Source organism: Succinimonas amylolytica DSM 2873, from assembly GCF_000378405.1.
Classification (GTDB): Bacteria; Pseudomonadota; Gammaproteobacteria; order Enterobacterales; family Succinivibrionaceae; genus Succinimonas; species Succinimonas amylolytica.
Genome location: NZ_KB899637.1, coordinates 618,208 through 637,855, shown reverse-complemented (window position 1 = coordinate 637,855; position 19,648 = coordinate 618,208). Strand labels below are relative to the sequence as shown.

At 43.0% G+C, this 19,648-nt stretch carries 16 protein-coding genes; 12 read left to right on the top strand and 4 right to left on the bottom strand.

Annotated features, from left to right (window positions below; genetic code table 11):
• Positions 1-13: 13 nt before the first annotated feature.
• From F557_RS0112510 to F557_RS0112500, 3 genes are all read right to left on the bottom strand, one after another.
• Positions 14-2,782, bottom strand: a complete 2,769-nt coding sequence (locus tag F557_RS0112510) for a type I restriction endonuclease subunit R (RefSeq protein WP_019002565.1) — start codon at positions 2,780-2,782, stop codon at positions 14-16.
• 295 nt (positions 2,783-3,077) lie between these two features.
• Positions 3,078-3,605, bottom strand: a complete 528-nt coding sequence (locus F557_RS0112505) for a hypothetical protein (RefSeq protein WP_019002564.1) — start codon at positions 3,603-3,605, stop codon at positions 3,078-3,080.
• 1 nt (position 3,606) lies between these two features.
• On the bottom strand, positions 3,607-5,331 hold the full coding sequence (locus tag F557_RS0112500; protein WP_019002563.1) for an N-6 DNA methylase: 1,725 nt from the start codon (positions 5,329-5,331) through the stop codon (positions 3,607-3,609).
• A 662-nt stretch (positions 5,332-5,993) separates the two neighbouring features.
• Here F557_RS0112500 and F557_RS0112495 point away from each other — a divergent pair.
• The 6 genes from F557_RS0112495 to F557_RS0112465 all read left to right on the top strand — a co-directional run bounded on the left by F557_RS0112495 (position 5,994) and on the right by F557_RS0112465 (position 12,083).
• The gene (locus F557_RS0112495; RefSeq protein ID WP_019002562.1) at positions 5,994-6,488 is read left to right on the top strand and encodes an RNA polymerase sigma factor; all 495 of its coding nucleotides are present in this window, start codon (positions 5,994-5,996) and stop codon (positions 6,486-6,488) included.
• 278 nt (positions 6,489-6,766) lie between these two features.
• Positions 6,767-7,114, top strand: a complete 348-nt coding sequence (locus F557_RS0112490; protein WP_019002561.1) for a hypothetical protein — start codon at positions 6,767-6,769, stop codon at positions 7,112-7,114.
• Positions 7,107-8,234: a DUF2800 domain-containing protein gene (locus F557_RS0112485; RefSeq protein ID WP_019002560.1), complete on the top strand. Its 1,128-nt coding sequence runs from the start codon at positions 7,107-7,109 to the stop codon at positions 8,232-8,234. The genes F557_RS0112490 and F557_RS0112485 overlap by 8 nt, the downstream gene beginning before the upstream one ends.
• Positions 8,235-8,237: 3 nt before the next feature.
• Complete coding sequence (locus F557_RS0112480) at positions 8,238-8,789, top strand: DUF2815 family protein (protein WP_019002559.1); 552 nt, start codon at positions 8,238-8,240, stop codon at positions 8,787-8,789.
• Between the two features lie 200 nt (positions 8,790-8,989).
• Positions 8,990-10,930, top strand: coding sequence for a DNA polymerase (locus tag F557_RS23305; protein WP_019002557.1), 1,941 nt, complete (start codon positions 8,990-8,992; stop codon positions 10,928-10,930).
• A gap of 91 nt (positions 10,931-11,021) precedes the next feature.
• Complete coding sequence (locus F557_RS0112465; protein ID WP_019002556.1) at positions 11,022-12,083, top strand: DUF2971 domain-containing protein; 1,062 nt, start codon at positions 11,022-11,024, stop codon at positions 12,081-12,083.
• Between the two features lie 139 nt (positions 12,084-12,222).
• Here F557_RS0112465 and F557_RS0112460 read toward each other — a convergent pair whose 3' ends face one another.
• Entirely contained in the window at positions 12,223-12,504 is a 282-nt protein-coding gene (locus F557_RS0112460) for an HU family DNA-binding protein (protein ID WP_019002555.1), read from the bottom strand.
• A gap of 345 nt (positions 12,505-12,849) precedes the next feature.
• On the opposite strand from F557_RS0112460, the gene F557_RS0112455 reads away from it, so the two are divergent.
• The 6 genes from F557_RS0112455 (at position 12,850) to F557_RS0112430 (ending at position 19,584) form a co-directional block, all read left to right on the top strand.
• Positions 12,850-13,182 carry a hypothetical protein gene (locus F557_RS0112455; RefSeq protein WP_019002554.1) on the top strand — a complete coding sequence of 111 codons (333 nt, stop codon included), beginning with the start codon at positions 12,850-12,852 and terminating at the stop codon, positions 13,180-13,182.
• Positions 13,182-15,455, top strand: coding sequence for a phage/plasmid primase, P4 family (locus F557_RS0112450; protein WP_019002553.1), 2,274 nt, complete (start codon positions 13,182-13,184; stop codon positions 15,453-15,455). Before F557_RS0112455 ends, F557_RS0112450 begins: the two co-directional genes overlap by 1 nt.
• 320 nt (positions 15,456-15,775) lie before the next feature.
• Complete coding sequence (locus F557_RS0112445; protein WP_026297902.1) at positions 15,776-16,315, top strand: hypothetical protein; 540 nt, start codon at positions 15,776-15,778, stop codon at positions 16,313-16,315.
• On the top strand, positions 16,312-16,593 hold the full coding sequence (locus F557_RS0112440) for a VRR-NUC domain-containing protein (RefSeq protein WP_019002551.1): 282 nt from the start codon (positions 16,312-16,314) through the stop codon (positions 16,591-16,593). Before F557_RS0112445 ends, F557_RS0112440 begins: the two co-directional genes overlap by 4 nt.
• Positions 16,574-17,923, top strand: a complete 1,350-nt coding sequence (locus tag F557_RS0112435; RefSeq protein ID WP_019002550.1) for a DEAD/DEAH box helicase — start codon at positions 16,574-16,576, stop codon at positions 17,921-17,923. The genes F557_RS0112440 and F557_RS0112435 overlap by 20 nt, the downstream gene beginning before the upstream one ends.
• Positions 17,920-19,584 (top strand): site-specific DNA-methyltransferase, encoded by a 1,665-nt coding sequence (locus tag F557_RS0112430; RefSeq protein WP_019002549.1) that lies wholly within the window; start codon positions 17,920-17,922, stop codon positions 19,582-19,584. Before F557_RS0112435 ends, F557_RS0112430 begins: the two co-directional genes overlap by 4 nt.
• Positions 19,585-19,648 lie beyond the last annotated feature (64 nt).

Sequence of the window (19,648 nt, the reverse complement as noted above, 5' to 3'; positions counted from 1 at the left end):
GTTTCAAAACCTCCTAAGCGGCTTTCAATAAGAAACGAGTCAATATCTGTATTTCTTCTGCAAAAACAGTTGGCTTAAAAGACGTCACTCCTTTCCGCCATAAATCTGTATCGATCTCGTTTAACTCCATTAGTGATATTCCCCCATCATTAATTATGTAGTCAGCTATTTGTTTCATAATCTCTATTTGGGACTCAGAAAGAACCCTTTGCTCTTGTCCGCAGTAAAGACTAAATCGCTTTGCATAGCCTTTAAGTAAGGAGAACAACTTTTCATTTTTACCATAAGCGAAACGAACAATCTGAATCAAATTTGTAAGTGCCTTAAAATTCGTTTTTACATCCAGTTCGTCCACGTTGCCTTTTTCATCTAGAAGCTTATAGTTTTTCCATATTTGGTACACATCGTACTGACGACTTTCAGAAAGTAGCCTTTCTCTTAATTCTGTAAGCATGCTGTGTGTAATCAGAGTATCCTCAGAATTGTATATTATACGGAGAGCTTCTATGCCATCCTTATTTTTATCAAGATATTTCTCAAACTCATCAATAAATGTCTTTGCGGTTTCAATCGAAAAACCAGAATAAATCAACTCATCTGGGTCATTATCTGTTTTTATAATATAGCCTTGTTGCATTTCCAACAGTTTTTCTCTAGCCTTAATATTCGATATTAAATTGGAAATCAAAGCCATTCGTTCTGTATTATGCTCAGAAGGACTATTGTACGGCGGTAACGATTGCTGATTAAATGCCTCATTAATTTTGTAGGATATTTCCTTCGGCGCAAAGCCAAATGTCGTAATAAAATAATCCAAATGTCTTCCGAATAACTGACTATTGTCGTACCTATGATTAATCATTGCACAATAATTTGACAGTAAACACAAATTATCATCACTTAATTCATTATGAGCCAATCGCTCTAGCAGTTGTTCCAATGTTAATATCTTATCTTTATGTCCAGGACCAATCGTTGGGTGAGGTATCCCCTTAGAATGCTCAGTAACTCCAACAGCATCAACAATATAAAAAAATTCCTTTGTATTTGCATTTGGGGTAACTTCTTTTAGCTTATCATCACCAATTGTTCTACATCCTCTTCCCTTCATCTGCGTATATAGAACTTCAGATTGAACATCTTTCATAAAAAGAACAACTTCTAAAGGAGGAACATCAGTTCCGGTAGCAACAAGAGTAACGGTAACAGCTATGCGGAAATCTTTCTCATTATTCAAATCCCTAATCAATTCGTTAGAATTTCCGCCCCTATAGGTAATCTTCTGTACAAAATGTTCAGGGATCTTTCCTAATTCAAATTCAGAACTAAAAACTTCTTCTACAAGATCAACAATCTGAGAGGCATGATTATCATCTTTTGCAAATATAAGCGTTTTTGGAATATATTCCCATTTTCTTTCACGCTCAGGGTAAAGTTCATCATATATGGCTGTTTTATATGTTTCCAAAACCTCTTTAATCTGAGAAACATTTACAACAGAACGATCAAGAACATTAGGCTTGTACTCTACAGGGTTATGGAAAACAACCTTTTTTCGGCTAGCGCCCTCGCTTTGTTCATCAGTTCTACGACTGATTTCTTCAACGGTGGCCCCTGCTTTAATAGTTCCTCCATGAGTGGTAACCTTTGTGATAATTCTGTATACACGTGATGGAACATTAACTCCATCAACAACTGAATCATCGAAAGAATACTCTTCAATTACATTCTTATTGAAGAAAGCATAGGCTTCAGGAGTAGGGGTAGCAGTCAGACCAAGAACGTGAGCACCAGAAAAATAGTCTAATACAGCACGCCATTTACCGTAAATGGACCTATGGCATTCGTCTACAATTATGAGTTGAAAATGATCTGGAGGAAGTTTTAGATTATCGCCTAGTTCTATTATCTTGGTATCGTCTTCCTCTGAAAAAATCTTTTCATCCTCAGCATCTTCACTATCATCATCTTCTAGGGCAGCTCCAGTTAATACAGCAAAAAGTTTTTGAATTGTAGAAATTACAATATCAGCTTTTATGTCTGTATCTTTTCTGAGTCTTTTAATTTCATACAAAGAACTCATTTTCTGCTGTCCTTCTGTACGATTAAACTTACAAAACTCGCTTTCAGCTTGGCGAGAGAGATTATTCCGATCTGCTAAGAACAAAACTCTTTGAGCCGAGGTATAATTTAAAAGTCTGTATGTAGCAAGACAAGCAAGGTAAGTTTTTCCTGAACCTGTAGCCAAAACAGCAAGACTCTTTTTCTTTCCCTCTTTAATCGATTCTTCGAACTTTATTTCAGCCTGATACTGGCAATCTCGTAATCCATTCTTATCAAGGAAAGGAAGTGCACCATATTCGGATGATTGGCCTATAAGTTGGAGCATTTTTTTAGGAGAATGCATGCTTGGAATTTCTTCGTATCTGCTTCCACGATGCAACAAATTCTTGTAATAAATTTTCTTTCCGTTAGCTAAATAAACCAAAGGAATTTGCCCTGAAAACCATACACCATACCAGTCTTTAGGTGTGTTAGCGTAGTTCTCTGCTTGGACTTTTACATCCTCACCAAGTGGGTTTTCTTCACGTTTAGCCTCAACTACAGCAATAGCTTTGTCATCTACGAAAAGCAAATAATCGCTTTCTTTGTTGCCTTTCATAAGAGCTTCTTTAACTGCCGCAGTACTCTTGGGAATATACTCGTTTCTTGAAACAATATCCCAGCCCACACTTTTCAACTGCTTATCAATTTTTTCTCTAGCAAGTTCTTCGGGCAACATAGGCTGTTCCTCCCTCACAAAATATCAGTAACAGGACATAAATTATCACCAACTCATACAAATTGATTAACTTTGCATGTTACCACAGTTGTGATACAAAATTCTTATTACAAAACCACAAAAAACATAAAATTCTGAAAACAAGAATATTTTTTATACAATTATTTTACAAACTTCAAAAATTCGTTTATATAAGCTATAGTGTCTAGGCCGCGATCGATACTGTATTTTCAAGCAACCTATTCACCACAATATCAATCGCATTTCATTGTTTTTATCGAATCAAAATATCTCCCTATATGTATCCATCATCTAACAACTGTTTCAGTTTTTCCCTAAAATTAGTTTTTGTTATTTTTAATTCTTGCCCACTCATAAGTCTTTCAACTCTAGGGTAACCATCCTTTTTTTCGATTTCTGCGATAATACTCCTACTATCGCCTTTACCATGACCACTGTGAGGTGTCGGTCCAAATAATATGACTCGATACTGTGGAGCATACTGCATTTTATTAAAATCAAACTTTTGAACGCTTTCATAGTCCAAGCAAAACTCAAAGCGATTCTTGTCAATTCCAAGCTGCTTTCCTATGGAAACAAGAATTTCTTCTTTTGTTTCTGTTCCACCTACGACTACTATTTTTCCGTTCTTATATGTTTCAAACTTATTCTCACTGCCAAGTAAATCTGATAAACCAAGCAGCCCCAAAAGCTCAGTAAGATCTCCACTTCTATTTGCCTTTGAAAGTATTTCCGTTATTTTACCAGGCAAAACATCCATGATAGCATCTTCAAGTTCGGATAATTCTTCAATCGACAACATATCACTTCACCTCCCCGAAGATTCCTCTTAAAGCATTATGAGCCTTTTTAAGTTTAAGCTGTAAAACCTTTATTTCGTCCTGTTTTGCCTGATACAAATCAGCAATCTCGTTTTGCTTTTCCATTGGCGGCAAAGGAACCATGAGCTTCTTAAGCGACTCTAAAGAAATGTTTGGAATTGTTGTACCTACGACAATTTTCTTAAGTGATGCGAAACCAACTTCACTATCAAAAAATGCTTTTAAAAAAAATGGATTAACCTTTTCCTCATCTAGAGCTATGATAAACAGATTACCATTTCCAAGTATTTTTCTGCCTTCTTCTATCTCTGCAACCGCAACTTTAAAAGGAGCTCCATTCTTTGAAAGTAGAAGATTCTTATTCCCTATTAAATACTTAGCTAACTTAGGATCAAGTTCTTTTAAATACGGTAAATCTTCAGAGATCATTCCATTCTGAATATTCGCCAGCATTAAATATTGGATGTCAGTAGGATCTTCAGAAACCATATCATCAAGTTCACTAGCCTTTAGTTGAGCCCCTCGAGTGATACTTTTAATTAAACTACCAAACTCAACCCCATCTTCAATTTCCACTGTATATTCCAAATATCTTGAAGGATTCAACACAAATTCATTTTGCTGAAGTGTCTTGAAATCAACAGTAATAGCCTGTTCCCCATCTTCATTGAGCAAGCGAATAATCTGATCGATATTAGTATCCGTTATAATATTTTGTCTTCTACCCTGTTCACAAATAGCGGTAGAATCGATCAACCTTACGCTCTTGTTATTTCTACTAAACACAATCATAGTTGTAGGAATATTAGTGAATTCAAACAATTTAGAAGGTAATGCTATAACAGCCTCGATCAACCCATTCCGTACAAAATACTCTCGTATTTTCTGATCAATGCTATTCCATGTACTACCATTTGTCATTATTGCAACGGCCTTACCATCATCTTCAAGATGATCAAGGAGCAATGAATTAAAAATCCAATCTGCAGACGTTGCTCTCTTTATTTCCGGCATTCTCTTAAGAAGAGAATCAACGTATCCTGTAGATGCATTAAGATTAATTAGTCGCATCCCAAAAGGATAGTTTGAAAAAATTTTATCAAACTTCCTATCATCTGCGACGGCGAACATATCTCCAAGTTCCACCTCAACATTATTGGCAGCAAACAATTCTGCTCTTATTTTTGAAATTTCACAGGAATAAGTATTTATCTCAATTCCATATACATTACTTTTATCATTATTTTCAGAAATCGATGTAATGAAATCTCCAACCCCACTTCCAAAATCAGCTATATTTTCATTTTCTCTAATATTTAAAATCTTAATTGCTAACTTTGAAATCGATTCAGGTGTACCACATTCAGCACTTACTCTTCCTGCTGATTCTCTTGGAAATACAAACATGTACGCAAGGAGATCTTCATCTGAAAAAGACTCTGAAATTTGAATAGCTATTTTAATATTATCTCTTGCAAACTCTTTGACAAACATTGCTCTCTGCTCAGAAACATTTTCTTCGATAAAAGAAAGTAAATCATCAGCATCGTTAACATTATTTGTCAAAGCCAGGTGTGCTGCATAAACAAGAACAAAGCACAACTGAGGTTCAACTACGCCCCTTCCTCTGATAAAACTAATAATATTAGAAGTGATTTCACTTACTGCCTTAGACTCAATATTTAAGTTTTCTTTTCTGTATAACATAATTACCTCTATTTATGGTTATTCATAACCAAATCAACAACTGTAATAAAGTCTATCACCGGTTGTTTTGGTTGTCAATAACCAAAAATACATTTTATATTCGAAGCACAAAAAATCTTATAAAGATCACATTTTGCCCACTTTTGCATCAAAAACTTACACATTTCACCTCAAACGAATAATAAATATACCAGACATTATCAATTAATCGTCACTTAGCCCCAAAGGGCGTTTTATTTTCACACGGACTTTCAATAAACGTGTACAATCAGCCGCTCGCATTAATTGTTAAGTAGATCACATTTTCAAAAGTGCGTTATCCAAGCAGACACCCTTATCGATGCCTGCTTTTTTTGTTTGATTCTTGACCAAATGGATGGGACAACTCCTCCAAAACGTCAGATTTAACCGGCTCTTGTGGCTACTAATAGAAAGCTAAGAGCAATACCTATTTTTTAACACTCGCCTGCGTAAGCTCATCAAGTTGCAAATTGATGAGTGCATGGCTGAAACAGGCGAATTTTCATTAACAGTCCGGTGTCATGCACCACTGGTCACTTCCGAAACGGGGACTATCCCGCGAGGTGACCTTATATGTACACGAGACAATTCAGCCATAACGGTTTTCTCCGCTTCGGTTTTTCCGAACAGGAGAAGCCGCAATGGCAAAAATCTTTGATAAACCAAGTAACAAATGGATTGAGGTTCCAAATGAAACTTATGCCGAGTATATGAAATATTGTAGCAACCATCGTAAACGAATGCAGGCCCATGGCCTTTGCAAATGCCCTAGAGCTAAGTGGTGGCAGTGCGATACGGTCTGTGCCGACTGCATTCATCAGAATCTTCCAGAAACTGTATCTCTTGATGAACCTGTCACTGACTGTTCATCAGAAGACGAAATGGAACTTCTGGACGTTGTCGTGGATGGTTCTGAACTTATGGAGGAGCTTTTATGTGATGCAGATGAACTCAATCATCTATTGAAACGACTGCAAGAACTAATGCCGGAGGCCTTGAAGATAGGCAAACTTCGTGATGATGAATTGACTGATACCGAGATTGCCGAACGCATAGGTGTTTGTCGTACCACGTTCCGCTCAAGGCTGAACAAGGTCCGTGAAATCCTAAAGAAAGAGTTCCCGGAAGTATTCTAATAATTGAACTTCAGGGGCGTCCGCACCTGCTGTCCGATTGTTTTTTAAGCAGTCGGACATATTTCTGAAAATTGTGTAGTTATGTTTCGTCAAATTCAACCTTTATCGCCCATTAGATAAGTATAGGCCACCCAATTTAAGGAGGTTAAACATGAGAAAGGCTTATCGTTCCCCAAAACGGAGGGATCGTGAACTGATTACGGTACTTACCGCAATCTCACGAGTATCAGCACGAATGGCAAAAACACTTGCCACACTTAAATCTAATGGAGTTTTTTATGACAATCGAACCAACAATTACAAAGCTTAAGAACGCAGCTGAACTAATCGGTGAAGCTGTGAATGAACTGTCTGCTCTGCTTCAGAGCTTGGGGGCATCAGAACAATCTGTTCCCGGTAATGAGTCGCAGCCATCAGCCGCCGAGGTTACTACCAACAATGCAACAGCAGAACCAGAGCCTACCCTAGAGGATGTACGCGGAATTCTTTCTGACATTGCCAGAAGCGGTAACCGCGAAGGTGTGAAGTCTCTTTTGGAAAAGTACGGAGCATCCAAGCTCTCAGCCATTGATCCGAATGACTATGCAGCACTGCTGAAAGATGCGGAGGGACTCAAGAATGCCTGACTCTCACGCAATCTTATCTGCCTCGGCATCGCACCGCTGGCTGATGTGTCCGCCTTCTGTCCGTCTCTGTGAGCAGTTTCCGGGAGACGGCGGCAGCGAGTATGCTGCTGAAGGAACTGAAGCTCATGAGCTCTGCGAGTTCAAGCTGAAAACCGCGCTAGGAATGGAAGCGGATGATCCAACACCAAACCTCACCAGATACAGCGAGGAAATGGATGACTGCGCCAACGGCTATGCCACCCACGTGCTGTCTCTCGTGGAGAAAGTGAAGGAAACCTGCTCAGATCCGAAGGTACTCATTGAGCAGCGAGTTGATTTTTCTCAATGGGTTCCAGAGGGCTTCGGTACAGCAGACTGCATCATCGTATCTGACGGAACACTGCACATCGTGGACTACAAACACGGTCTGGGCGTTCTTGTGGAGGCTGAAAACAATCCGCAGATGAAGTGCTACGCCCTTGGAGCTCTCGACCTTTTCGATGTTCTTTACGACATCGACACCATCAGCATGACCATCTATCAGCCCCGCCGGGAGAACATCAGCACCTGGGAGATTTCCCGGGAAGAACTCCTCCAATGGGCTGAAAACACACTGAAGCCTATAGCCAGTCTGGCATTTGCCGGTGAAGGTAAATTCTGTGCCGGTGAATGGTGCGGATTCTGTAAAGCAAAACACGCCTGCCGTGCCAGAGCCGAGGCCAACCTTCTGCTGTCAAAGCATGATTTCAAACTTCCAGATCTACTTGAGGACATTGAAATCGAAGTGATCCTTTCCCAGGTTGATGAACTTACAGCATGGGCAAATGACATCAAGGAATATGCTCTGAAGCAGGCCATTGGCGGTAAGGAATGGCACGGATGGAAGCTTGTGGAAGGACGTTCAGTTAGAAAGTTCACCAGCGAGGACAAGGTAATCAAGGCTGTATGCGAGGCAGGGTTCGATCCGTTCGAGAAGAAACTCATAGGCATCACCGCCATGCAGAAGCTCCTCGGGAAAGCTCGATTTGATGAGCTTCTTTCAGGACTTATTGCCAAGTCGAAAGGCAAACCAACGCTCGTACCGGAGAGCGATAAAAGACCGGCAGTTTCAAGTGCATCTTTAGATTTTAAGGAAGAATAAATTATGGCTACAAAAGTAATTACAGGTGTTAACACCAGATGGTCTTATGCAAATGTATGGGAACCAAAGGCTATGGAAGGCGGCAAGCCGAAGTTCAGTGTGTCTCTCATCATTCCTAAGTCCGACACCGTGACTGTGGGCAAAATCAAGGCAGCCATTGAAGAGGCCTACCGTGATGGTCAGTCAAAGCTTAAGGGCAACGCCAAGTCTGTACCTGCTCTGAGCACTCTCAGAACTCCTCTACGTGATGGTGATCTGGAACGTCCGGATGATCCGGCTTATGCCAATGCCTACTTCGTGAATGCGAACTCTGCAACAGCACCCGGTGTGGTTGATGCCAACAGGAATGAAATCCTCGACAAGTCTGAAGTCTACTCCGGCTGTTACGGCAGAGCCTCCATCAGTTTCTATGCATTCAATGCCAACGGCAATAAGGGTATTGCCTGCGGTCTTAACAATCTGCAGAAGATTAAGGACGGTGAACCGCTGGGCGGCAGAGCAAGTGCCGAGAGCGACTTTGCTACTGCAGATGATGAAGAGGATTTTCTGGGATAGCACATGGACTCTTCAGAAATCTTTATCACCGGTTTCTGCTCCGGTGTATTCAGCGGAATTATTGCAGCCTTTGTCTTTGAGTTCACGACGTATCTGATTTCACGTCTGTGGCTCAGATGGAAGCGACTCCGCTAAGTAAAATTAACTATTTTATCGAGGGTGGCGGCTATGACTGCTACCCTTTTTTGTGAGGTATTGAAATGAAATCAATCTGTTTGGATCTCGAAACATTTTCCAGCGTGGACATTACCAAAAGCGGTGTGTACCGCTACGCTGAATCACCTGATTTTGAAATCCTACTCTTTGCCTGCAGCGTAGATGGTCAACCGGTACAGGTTTACGATCTTGCCTGCGGTGAGAAGGTGCCGGATGAAATTTTAAAGGCTCTCACCGATGAGAAGATAATCAAACACAGCTTTAACGCATCCTTTGAAAGGATCTGTCTCTCCAGGTATCTAGGACTTACTCCCGGTACCTATCTCAGCCCTGATGGTTGGCATTGCGACATGGTGTGGGCTGCGACACTGGGACTGCCACAGTCTCTTGAAGGTGTCGGTGCCGTTCTGGGACTTGAGAAACAGAAGCTCTCGGAGGGCAAAGATCTCATCCGCTACTTCTGCAAACCATGCGCTCCGACTCAGAGCAACGGTGGCAGAACCCGCAATCTCCCCCACCATGCTCCCGACAAGTGGGAAACGTTTAAACGCTACAATCTCCGAGACGTGGAAACCGAAATGGAAATACAGCATCGTCTCTCCAGGTATCCAGTACCGGACTTTATCTGGGAGGAATACATCATCGATCAGCAGATCAACGACCGCGGGGTTCTGGTTGACATGGATTTGGTGCGTCAGGCGATCTACATGGATGCCAGATCCCGGGAAGAACTCATAACGGCCATGAAGGAATTCACCACTTTGGAGAATCCCAACTCGGTACAGCAGATGAAGGAATGGCTCGCCGAAAACGGACTCATGACAGAATCTCTAGACAAGAAAGCCGTGGCAGAGCTCATGAAGAACGCCCCACCGGAGCTCTGCAAAGTGCTTTCGTTAAGGCAACAGCTTGCCAAATCAGCCGTCAAGAAATACCAGGCAATGCAGAATGCTGTATGTGCTGACAACCGAGCCAGAGGTCTATTCAGGTTCTATGGTGCCAATCGCACCGGGAGGTTTTCAAGCAAAATCGTACAGCTTCAGAATCTGGCAAGAAACAGCATGTCTGATCTCGATGAGGCTCGAGCTCTTGTGCGCTCCGGTGATTACGAATCTGTCTCTATGCTCTACGATGATGTTCCGGATACCCTGTCCCAGCTTGTCAGAACAGCCTTCGTACCTCCTGAAGGAAAGCTGTTTTATGTGGCTGACTTCTCTGCAATCGAAGCACGTGTGATTGCCTGGCTTGCCGGGGAGAAATGGCGGTCTGATGTATTCCGTAAAGGTGGTGATATCTATTGCGCCAGTGCCAGTCAGATGTTCAAAGTTCCAGTGGAAAAACACGGAGTAAATGGGCATCTGAGACAGAAAGGAAAAATTGCGGAATTGGCCCTTGGTTATGGCGGAGGTGTCGGTGCATTAAAGGCAATGGGAGCTATCGAAATGGGACTTAAGGAAGAAGAACTCCGGCCCCTCGTTACCGCATGGCGTAATTCCAATCCTAATATCGTAAAGTTCTGGTGGGCTGTCGACAGTGCCGTAATGGAAGCAGTAAGTAAAAGGAACACCACCAAAACACACGGGCTTACCTTCTCCTTCAAAAGCGGAATGCTTTTTATAACTTTACCTTCTGGCAGAAAACTCGCATACGTAAAACCCCGCATCGGCATGAACCAGTTCGGAGGTAAGAGTGTTACCTATGAAGGCATTGGTGCTACTAAGAAATGGGAACGTATTGAGAGCTACGGTCCCAAGTTCGTTGAAAACATCGTTCAGGCAATCGCCAGAGACATTCTCTGCTATGCCATGCAGACGCTCCGGCACTGCAGTATCGTGATGCATATACATGACGAAGTAGTCATCGAAGCTGATCCTCATATGAGCCTTGATGCCGTGTGTGAACTTATGGGACGCACACCTCCCTGGGCTGATGGTTTGATCCTGCAGGCCGCAGGTTATACATCTCCATATTACAAAAAAGATTAAAAAATACTTTACATGCATCTATTATGCATATAACAATGATCGCATATACAGGACTAATTGTGCATTAAATTAGTAGGATAGGATAATACAAATGCAAGAACAAAATAATACGACAGATTCGAGAAATAATGATTTTCTTTCTTTTGCCGAAGATATATGTAAAAAACTAGAAAGTCTAGAAGAACTTAGCTTTGAAGATCAATATTTCAAAGATCAATCAAACGCTCTAATTAAAGACTTTTTTTTGAACAATTTGTACGTGTTTCATCAATGTTTGTATCTTGAAAGAACCCAAAAATTCAAAAATATAATTCAATCTTTATACAATAATATCAATTTGTACCATTACACAACTTACGAAACGTTAGAGAAGATTATTACAGGAAAATCATTAAAACTCAGTCGTATCACCGATATGAATGATAAAAAAGAAGGCAGAGCTTTATTTGAATTCTACAAAACAATGTACAATGAATCAAACGATAAAGAAAAAAATAAGAAAGAAGCATTCGAAAAATTATATAACTACTACACATCAAAAATTTTTTCATTTTCTTTTTCTGCACTTAAAGATGATGCCGCTCAATGGGAACGTTACGGTGTAAAAAAAGGTACGAATGCTATGAAAGAACCATGTGGTATATGCTTAGAAATCCCTATGTCTCGTTTAATGAGTTTAATTGAGAGCATTAAAGAACGAAACAATCCACAGCTGCAAAAGAATTTTGATTTGGTAGATATAAAACCAATTCTATATGTACCCAATTTTGATAACGGAAATTCAATGCTCGATGCCGTATCAAAATTTGCATATTGGTCAAATAAAAACAAAGAAAAAAAAGACTTAATAAAAGAAATGTGTCAGTGGTCAGCAACAATAAAACATGAGTCGTTTAAAAAAGAATATGAAATACGATTGCTTGTAGCCCTCCATCAACCCGATATCGTAAAAATCAACGGCAGTATTCTCTTAGAATTGGAACAGCCATGTTATAATTTCGGTAATTTATTTTCGTCTATTACATTAGGACCAGAAACGCCCGAAAAAATGAAAGATGAAGTAATAAAATTGCTAAATGAAAATAATATTAACGTTAATCCTGAGAACATAACCCTTTCAAATTGCCCGCTACATTTTTTGCATAACAGTTAAATAAAAATCGCATTCAAATATAGTAAGAATGCTTATTTACCATACAAATGTCCATTTCCTTAATAACTGGTAATGGACGTTTTTTTTATTCACGCACACACAAAAAAAAGCTTGACTCTCTCATGTGCATTAAATGTGATTACTTGTCTGACTGCACTGCTTCTTTTAACGCATTGCCAGCCGTAAATGAAGGTACTCTCTTTGCTGGGATTGAGACTGTTTCTCCGGTGCGTGGGTTTCGTCCGCTACGAGCCTTTCTTTCAGATGTCTTAAAGGAACCAAAGCCAATAAGCTGAACACTGTCACCTTGGGCTAATGTTTCGGATACAGTTTCTATAAAAGCGTCTAGCATCTTTTTGCTATCTGACTTGGTCGTATGACTCTTTTCTGCGATTATTTCAATAAGTTCCTGTTTATTCATTAAATTTAACCTCTTTCATGAATGTTTCTACAGTTAGCACGATGATGAAATAAATACCTCTGTAAATCAAGCTCATCAGTAACAAAAGCAGAGATTAAACAGGTATTTATTTGAAACCCGATTAAATTTAAAACTTTTTCATTTGATGTCTTTCCCGAATATCTCATTTCATTAGGGAAAATCTGACTTTTTTAACTGCTTCAAAGTGCTCATCTTCTGAGCAGAAATTCAAATATTTTCACTTTTTTTCATTCCGTTTCGTCAAAACACCTTTTCCTCGTCCATTAGATAAGTGTAGGGGCAAAACAAAGCCCACAGTTTTAACTCACTTATCAGGAGATTTTTATGTTTGCAATCAAGGAAAAGACAAGGGTTCTGCCGGACGGAACCAAGCTCTCTACATTTACCCGTGAGGTATCTAGCGCCAATACACTGGAAGTTGAAGTCGGCACCAACGGCTTTAAGGGAGGCAATGCCAGCTGCGGAGGTCGCACCTACATTCGCATCAAAGATCTTGGTGGAACAGACATGTTCGTGAAGAGATTCCGAGCCGAGAACGGCAACACAGCCGAATTCGAACTTTATCTGGGCGGAGACTGCGAGCTTGAGACTATGCTCCGGGCTTTGAAGTTCGTGGTCAAGGTTCTGGAGGAAGAATCAAAGGAGATTGTAGACTGATGGCCATGATCAATCTTTACCGTGCCAATGTTATCGGCATCAAATGGAACTGTCTGTATCCGAATCACGTCGAGGTAACCGACGAGAAGAGTCTGCTTTCGGCTGTAATCCGTGACTATGTATGCGCCGAGTACAAGGGAAACTACCGCAGCAAGGATAATTTCATAAGCAGCGACTGTCTGCCGGTGGACTGCGACAATGACCACTCAGAGAATCCTGCTGATTGGATTACACCGGATGATGTTGCACATGCATTTCCGAACGTCACCTTTCTCGTTCATTACAGTCAGCACCACAACCGGGTGAAGGAAAACAAGTCTGCACGCCCAAGGTTCCATATTCTGTTTCCGATTGAACGCATAACCGACCATGCCGCCTACGCAAATCTAAAAACCGTGGTGAACGGAATATTTCCTTATTTCGACACCAACGCCCTTGACGCCGCAAGGTTCTTTTACGGCACATCAGATCCTAAGGTGGAACTCCATAAAGGCTTTATGAACCTTACAGAATTTCTGCAGAATGCGGCACCGTTCGATCAGGATCTTAATCAGGGGCAGTACGGCAACCGGGTAATTCAAGAAGGAAACCGCAACAACACCATGAGCCAGTACGCCGGAAAGATCATCAAGAAATTCGGTGATACCGACAAGGCCTATCAGTGCTTTCTGGAAGAAGCCTCTAAATGCAGTCCTCCACTTCACGATGATGAGCTGCAGACAATCTGGCACAGTGCTCAACGGTTCTTTATCGGAGTGCAAAAACAGGAAGGATACGTTGATCCGGATACCTACAACACCGAAGTCAGCTACAAACCAGAAGACTACTCCGATGTAGGTCAAGCTGAAGTGCTGGCAAAATATTTTGCCTGTGAACTCCGTTACTCTCCGGCCACTCACTATATCCGCTACGTAGATAACCACTGGAAGGAAACCGAGTCCGGTGCTCAAGCTGTAGCTCATGAACTCACAAGACGTCAGTTGGAAGAAGCCAATGTTGAAATCATGAAGGCTCTTGTCCGCATGGATGAATGCGGTGCTCAGGAAATTCTTGATACCGCAACTTCCAAAAAGAAAGCAGCCAGTCTGATGAACGATGAGCAGACAGAGGCACTTGATGCCCTAAACGCCGCAAACACCTATCGGGCTTTTACCATGCGCTGCCGTGAATCCAAGAACGTCTCGGCTGTACTCAAAGAAGCTCGGCCAAAACTGGAAATCTCACCAAACGAGCTGGACTCAGATCCTTATGTTCTGTGTACGCCGACAGCCACATACGACCTGCGTAAAGGGATTAACGGAGCGAGAGAACATTCACCGGATGACTTCATTACCAAGATGACCGCCGTGTCCCCCGGCAATAAAGGAGAAAAGCTCTGGAACGATGCGCTGAATCTGTTTTTCTGCCGGGATAGAGTGCTGATTGAGTACGTTCAGATTAACTGCGGTATCGCCATCATCGGCATGGTACTGGTGGAAGCTCTGTTTATTGCACTCGGTATCGGTCGTAACGGCAAGTCCACCTTCTGGAACGTCATAGCCATGGTGCTGGGTTCCTACAGCGGCAACATCTCAGCAGATGCCCTTACCACAGGGTGCCACAGGAACATTAAACCGGAACTCGCCGAGGCCAAGGGAAAGCGACTCCTTATAGCTTCAGAAATGCAGGAAGGAGCAAGGCTCAATGACTCTGTGGTAAAGCAGCTCTGTTCCACTGACAAGATCTTTGCAGAAAAGAAATACAAGGATCCTTTCTCCTTCAGTCCATGCCACACCCTGGTGCTCTATACCAATCACCTGCCAAGGGTGAGTGCCTCTGATGACGGTATCTGGCGAAGACTTATCGTTATCCCGTTCAACGCCAAAATTGAGGGCGAGGGAGACAGGAAAAACTACGCCAAATACCTCTTCGAAAATGCCGGGGAGGCTATCCTGGCGTGGCTTATCGAGGGTGCGAGGAAGGCAATCGAGCTCGACTTCAAGGTTCCCGTTCCCCCATGCGTCAAACAGGCCATTGAGGCATATCGGGAGCAGAACAACTGGTTCGGACACTTCCTTGAGGATAAATGCGAGGTGGGCGATTCATTCACTGAAAGTTCTTCAGAACTGTATCAGACGTACCGCGGTTATTGTACCGAAATGGGCGAATACACCCGCAGCACAACTGACTTTTATGCGGCTTTGGATCGTGCGGGATTTGAGCGAATTACCATCAAAAGGAAGCGCTGCTACAAGGGGTTAAAACTGAGAATCGGTGATGATTTTATGAGCTGATTCATCAGAAAGTGCGTGTGCGGGTGGCAAGGTCTGTCAATGTCTGCAAGGTCATTTGCAAAAGTGGGGTTTAAGACCAAAACGATGCTTTTGTGAACAACTGTCAACATTGCACGACATTGCCATCAAAATGCACAAACCCTTATAAATCAAGGATATGCAATGTCGATCAATGTTGTATATAAAAAGTCCTTTAGGGAAAAATAAATAAAAATATTTCTATATAGAGGAGTTTTATAGGAGACGTCGATCGACCTTGCACTTAGGTTAAAAATCAGGGGTGCGGAACAGCAATCTGCACCCTCTTGATGGAGAGAAAATTGGAAGAGATTTACAGCGAGTTTTATCTCGCAAGATGTCAGAAAAAACTGAAAAATTGGGGAGCCCCTTTAGATGGATGGTTCTGCAAGGAAATAATCGATGTACGGGAGGATGACGAAGAAGCACCGTTGGCAACATGCGAGCTGTGCGATTGCAGCAAGGTTCGCTTCGTCCATGTGATGGATCACCTGCTTTACTTCGAGGAGCTTAGAGTCGGATGTATCTGTGCCGGCGTTATGCAGGGAAATATTCTGGCGGCGCAGGAGCGTGAGCGTCAGATGAAGAATCGAGCCAAACGCAGAAAGAATTTTCTCAAGAAAAAATGGAATCAGAAATATGGCGGATACTACCGCAAACAGTTCTGGCTTGTTTACAAACACAAGCTACTGGAAATTAAGGTCGATTCGGAAAATAAGCACTTTGTCAGCTGCAATCAGGGCAAACCGGTATGTTCATACAAAGGCCGGCCTATCGATAACTTCTATTCAGCCGTCTATGCAGCTTTCGATTTAGCAGATCCTTTGGAGGACATCCTGTGAACGAGAAATTTATCGAGCACCATCTGACTGTGATGGTTAAAGCCAAAGGAGGCATAGCAGCGAAGTTCGTATCTCCCTCCTTTGCCGGAATGCCGGATCGCCTGGTGCTGCTTCCAGGAGGTGTATGTGCCTTTGCCGAACTTAAAGCTCCAGGCATGAAGCCAAGAGCACTGCAGGCAGCAAGGCATGAGATGTTAAGGCGGTTGGGTTTCAGAGTGTATGTGATTGACGGAATTGAACAGATAGGAGGAATGCTGAATGAACTTCAAACCCCATGATTATCAGGCTTATGCCATTAACTACATCGAAGAACACCATGTGGCAGCGGTTCTTCTGGGGCTTGGTATGGGTAAGACGATAATTTCTCTGACGGCAATCTCTGAACTGATGTTTGACTCCTTCGAGATCAGCAAAGCACTGATCATCGGTCCCTTACGAGTAGCCAGAGACTCATGGCCTACGGAAATCAGCAAATGGGAACATCTCAAGCACCTAACCTATGCCGTGGCTGTGGGTACATTGGCAGAACGCAAAGCGGCACTTGCAAAGAATGCCGACATAACCATCATCAACCGGGAAAACATCCAGTGGCTTGTCGAGAGCGGTAATTTTGACTACGACATGGTGGTTATCGATGAGCTGTCTTCCTTCAAGAACCACACCGCCAAACGCTTCAAAGCTCTGATGAAGGTACGTCCAAAGGTTAAGCGTATCGTAGGTCTTACAGGTACACCTTCATCAAACGGTCTGATGGATCTGTGGTCTGAATTCAGATTGCTGGACATGGGCGAACGCTTAGGAAAGTTCATCACGAGATACAGGGAATGCTACTTCATGCCCGACAAGAGGAACGCCCAGCAGGTGTTTTCCTACAAGCCGAGGGAAGGAGCTGAAGAGGAAATCTACCGACGCATCTCGGATATCACCATCTCCATGAAGTGTACCGACCACCTCACGATGCCTGAACTGATTTCAACCCAGTACGAGGTGGTGCTGTCGGATGATGAACGAAAGCAGTACGAGAGGCTTAAGTCAGAGCTAGTGATGACTCTTTCCGATGAGGAGATCACCGTTCCCAACGCAGCAGCCCTTACCAACAAACTCAGCCAGCTTGCCAACGGAGCAATTTACGACGATACCAAGAACATCGTGGAGTTCCACCAAAGAAAACTTGATGCCCTGGAAGACATCATCGAATCAGCCAACGGCAATCCCCTTCTGGTGGCCTACTGGTTTAAGCACGACCTTGAGAGGATCAGAAAGAGGTTTGATGTCCGGGAAATCAAAACCTCGAAAGACATCACCGACTGGAATGCCGGAAAGATCCCAGTGGCACTCATCCACCCCGCTTCTGCCGGTCACGGACTTAACCTTCAGTCCGGCGGTTCGACACTGGTGTGGTTCGGTCTTACCTGGTCGCTGGAGCTGTATCAGCAGACCAATGCGAGACTGTGGCGACAGGGTCAGACCTCCGGCACTGTGGTGATCCAGCACATCATTGCCAAAGGAACCATTGATGAACGGGTGCTGAAGGCATTATCGAAAAAGGAATTAACTCAGAACGCATTGATTGATGCGGTTAAAGCAGATTTAGGAGAAAACAAATGAACGCTAAAGAATTTTTGATGAGAGGCATTAACCTGGAACGCAGGGTGGATACAATCAAGGAGCAAATTGAACATTACAAGGCATTGGTGAACGACTGCTCAGTAACTTACTCTGATTCCCCGAAGAGTACGGCATCGAACTACAAGCTTGAGGAATGTACCCAAAAGATTATGGATTTACAGGAAGAACTCTGTGAGACTATGGCTGATCTGGTTAATGTTACCTGCGAGATATCCCGAGCAATCCGTAAGATAAATAATTACGTTTACCAGGATTTGCTGGTCAAACGGTACGTTCTAGGTCAATCGTGGGAGAAGATTGCAGACGATCTGAATTACGGAATAAGAAACGTTCACCGACTGCACGGTGAGGCTTTAAGGGAATTAAGGAACCCTATGAAAACAACTACAGAATTTCAGCTGGTCAGCACCGATAAGCTGATCCCTTACGTGAATAATGCACGTACACATTCACCTGAGCAGATCACCAAGCTCCGCTCGTCTCTCAGGGAGTTCGGTTTTGTGAATCCGGTGATTATAGATAAAGACTATAACGTTCTTGCCGGTCACGGACGACTGCTCGCCGCCAAGGCTGAGAACATTACCGAAGTACCGTGCGTCTTTGCTGACCATCTCACCGAGGCGCAGAAGAAGGCATACATTCTGGCGGATAACCGCATGGCACTTGATGCCGGATGGGATGAAGAACTGCTGGCCGTGGAAATGCAGGAACTGCAGGACTTAGGTTTTGATCTCTCCATGACGGGCTTTTCCGAGGATGAGCTGGCAGAGCTCTTTGCAAATGATGCTGAGGGGGAAGATGATGACTTCGATGTAGAGGCAGAGTTGCAGAAACCGTGTTTCTCCAAGACCGGTGACGTTTGGCATCTTGGTAGACACACCGTAATCTGCGGTGATTCTACTCTGCCGGAAACCTATCAAAATCTGCTTGGGGACGTGAAGGTAAACCTTGTCTGCACCGATGCTCCGTACTTCGTGGATTTACAGAATGCCTCCGGCAAAATCAGAAACGACAATCTCGATGACAAGTCAGCCTATGAGTTTCTGATGAAGGTCTTTGCCAACTTCAAAAACAGCATGGCAAAGGATGCGTCCTTCTACGAGTTCTACGCCACCTCCAAGTCCCGCATTTTCTATGATGCCTTTGAGGATGCAGGCTTTAAGGTTGGTGCCGGTTTGATTTGGAAGAAGCCGCGGTTCCCTCTTTCAAGAACAGACTGGAAGTACAACATGGAACCGATCATCTACGGCTGGCGCAAGGACGGAACCCACAAGTGGTATGGCGATCAGAAGCAGACCGTGGTGTTTGAGTTTGACGGCATCAGGAATTCAAAGGAAGACGGTTTCGGGCATCCGAGCAGCAAGCCGGTACCGCTCATTGCCTATCTCGTAAAACTCTCCACCCAGACTAACGGCATAGTCCTTGATGGCTTTCTTGGTTCAGCATCAACGCTCATTGCCTGCGAGCAGACGGAACGCATCTGCTACGGCGTGGAGATTGAACCTAAGTTCGTAGACGTGGCGGTAAAGAGATACATTCAGCAGAAGAACGGCTGCACTGATGATGTATTCCTAATCCGCGACGGTGAGAAGCTGAACTATGCCGATGTGGAAATACCGGAGGAACAACCACAACACTAAATATAGTAAATTTATCTGCACAAATTGACTTGATATAGTGTTTTAACAGAGCAAATATGTCCCT

Bases quoted from the DNA above. Each gene is read 5' to 3' on its own strand.
- F557_RS0112510 (WP_019002565.1), bottom strand. From the start codon at position 2,782: ATGTTGCCCGAAGAACTTGCTAGAGAAAAAATTGATAAGCAGTTGAAA.
- F557_RS0112505 (WP_019002564.1), bottom strand. From the start codon at position 3,605: ATGTTGTCGATTGAAGAATTATCCGAACTTGAAGATGCTATCATGGAT.
- F557_RS0112500 (WP_019002563.1), bottom strand. From the start codon at position 5,331: ATGTTATACAGAAAAGAAAACTTAAATATTGAGTCTAAGGCAGTAAGT.
- F557_RS0112495 (WP_019002562.1), top strand. From the start codon at position 5,994: ATGGCAAAAATCTTTGATAAACCAAGTAACAAATGGATTGAGGTTCCA.
- F557_RS0112490 (WP_019002561.1), top strand. From the start codon at position 6,767: ATGACAATCGAACCAACAATTACAAAGCTTAAGAACGCAGCTGAACTA.
- F557_RS0112485 (WP_019002560.1), top strand. From the start codon at position 7,107: ATGCCTGACTCTCACGCAATCTTATCTGCCTCGGCATCGCACCGCTGG.
- F557_RS0112480 (WP_019002559.1), top strand. From the start codon at position 8,238: ATGGCTACAAAAGTAATTACAGGTGTTAACACCAGATGGTCTTATGCA.
- F557_RS23305 (WP_019002557.1), top strand. From the start codon at position 8,990: ATGAAATCAATCTGTTTGGATCTCGAAACATTTTCCAGCGTGGACATT.
- F557_RS0112465 (WP_019002556.1), top strand. From the start codon at position 11,022: ATGCAAGAACAAAATAATACGACAGATTCGAGAAATAATGATTTTCTT.
- F557_RS0112460 (WP_019002555.1), bottom strand. From the start codon at position 12,504: ATGAATAAACAGGAACTTATTGAAATAATCGCAGAAAAGAGTCATACG.
- F557_RS0112455 (WP_019002554.1), top strand. From the start codon at position 12,850: ATGTTTGCAATCAAGGAAAAGACAAGGGTTCTGCCGGACGGAACCAAG.
- F557_RS0112450 (WP_019002553.1), top strand. From the start codon at position 13,182: ATGGCCATGATCAATCTTTACCGTGCCAATGTTATCGGCATCAAATGG.
- F557_RS0112435 (WP_019002550.1), top strand. From the start codon at position 16,574: ATGAACTTCAAACCCCATGATTATCAGGCTTATGCCATTAACTACATC.
- F557_RS0112430 (WP_019002549.1), top strand. From the start codon at position 17,920: ATGAACGCTAAAGAATTTTTGATGAGAGGCATTAACCTGGAACGCAGG.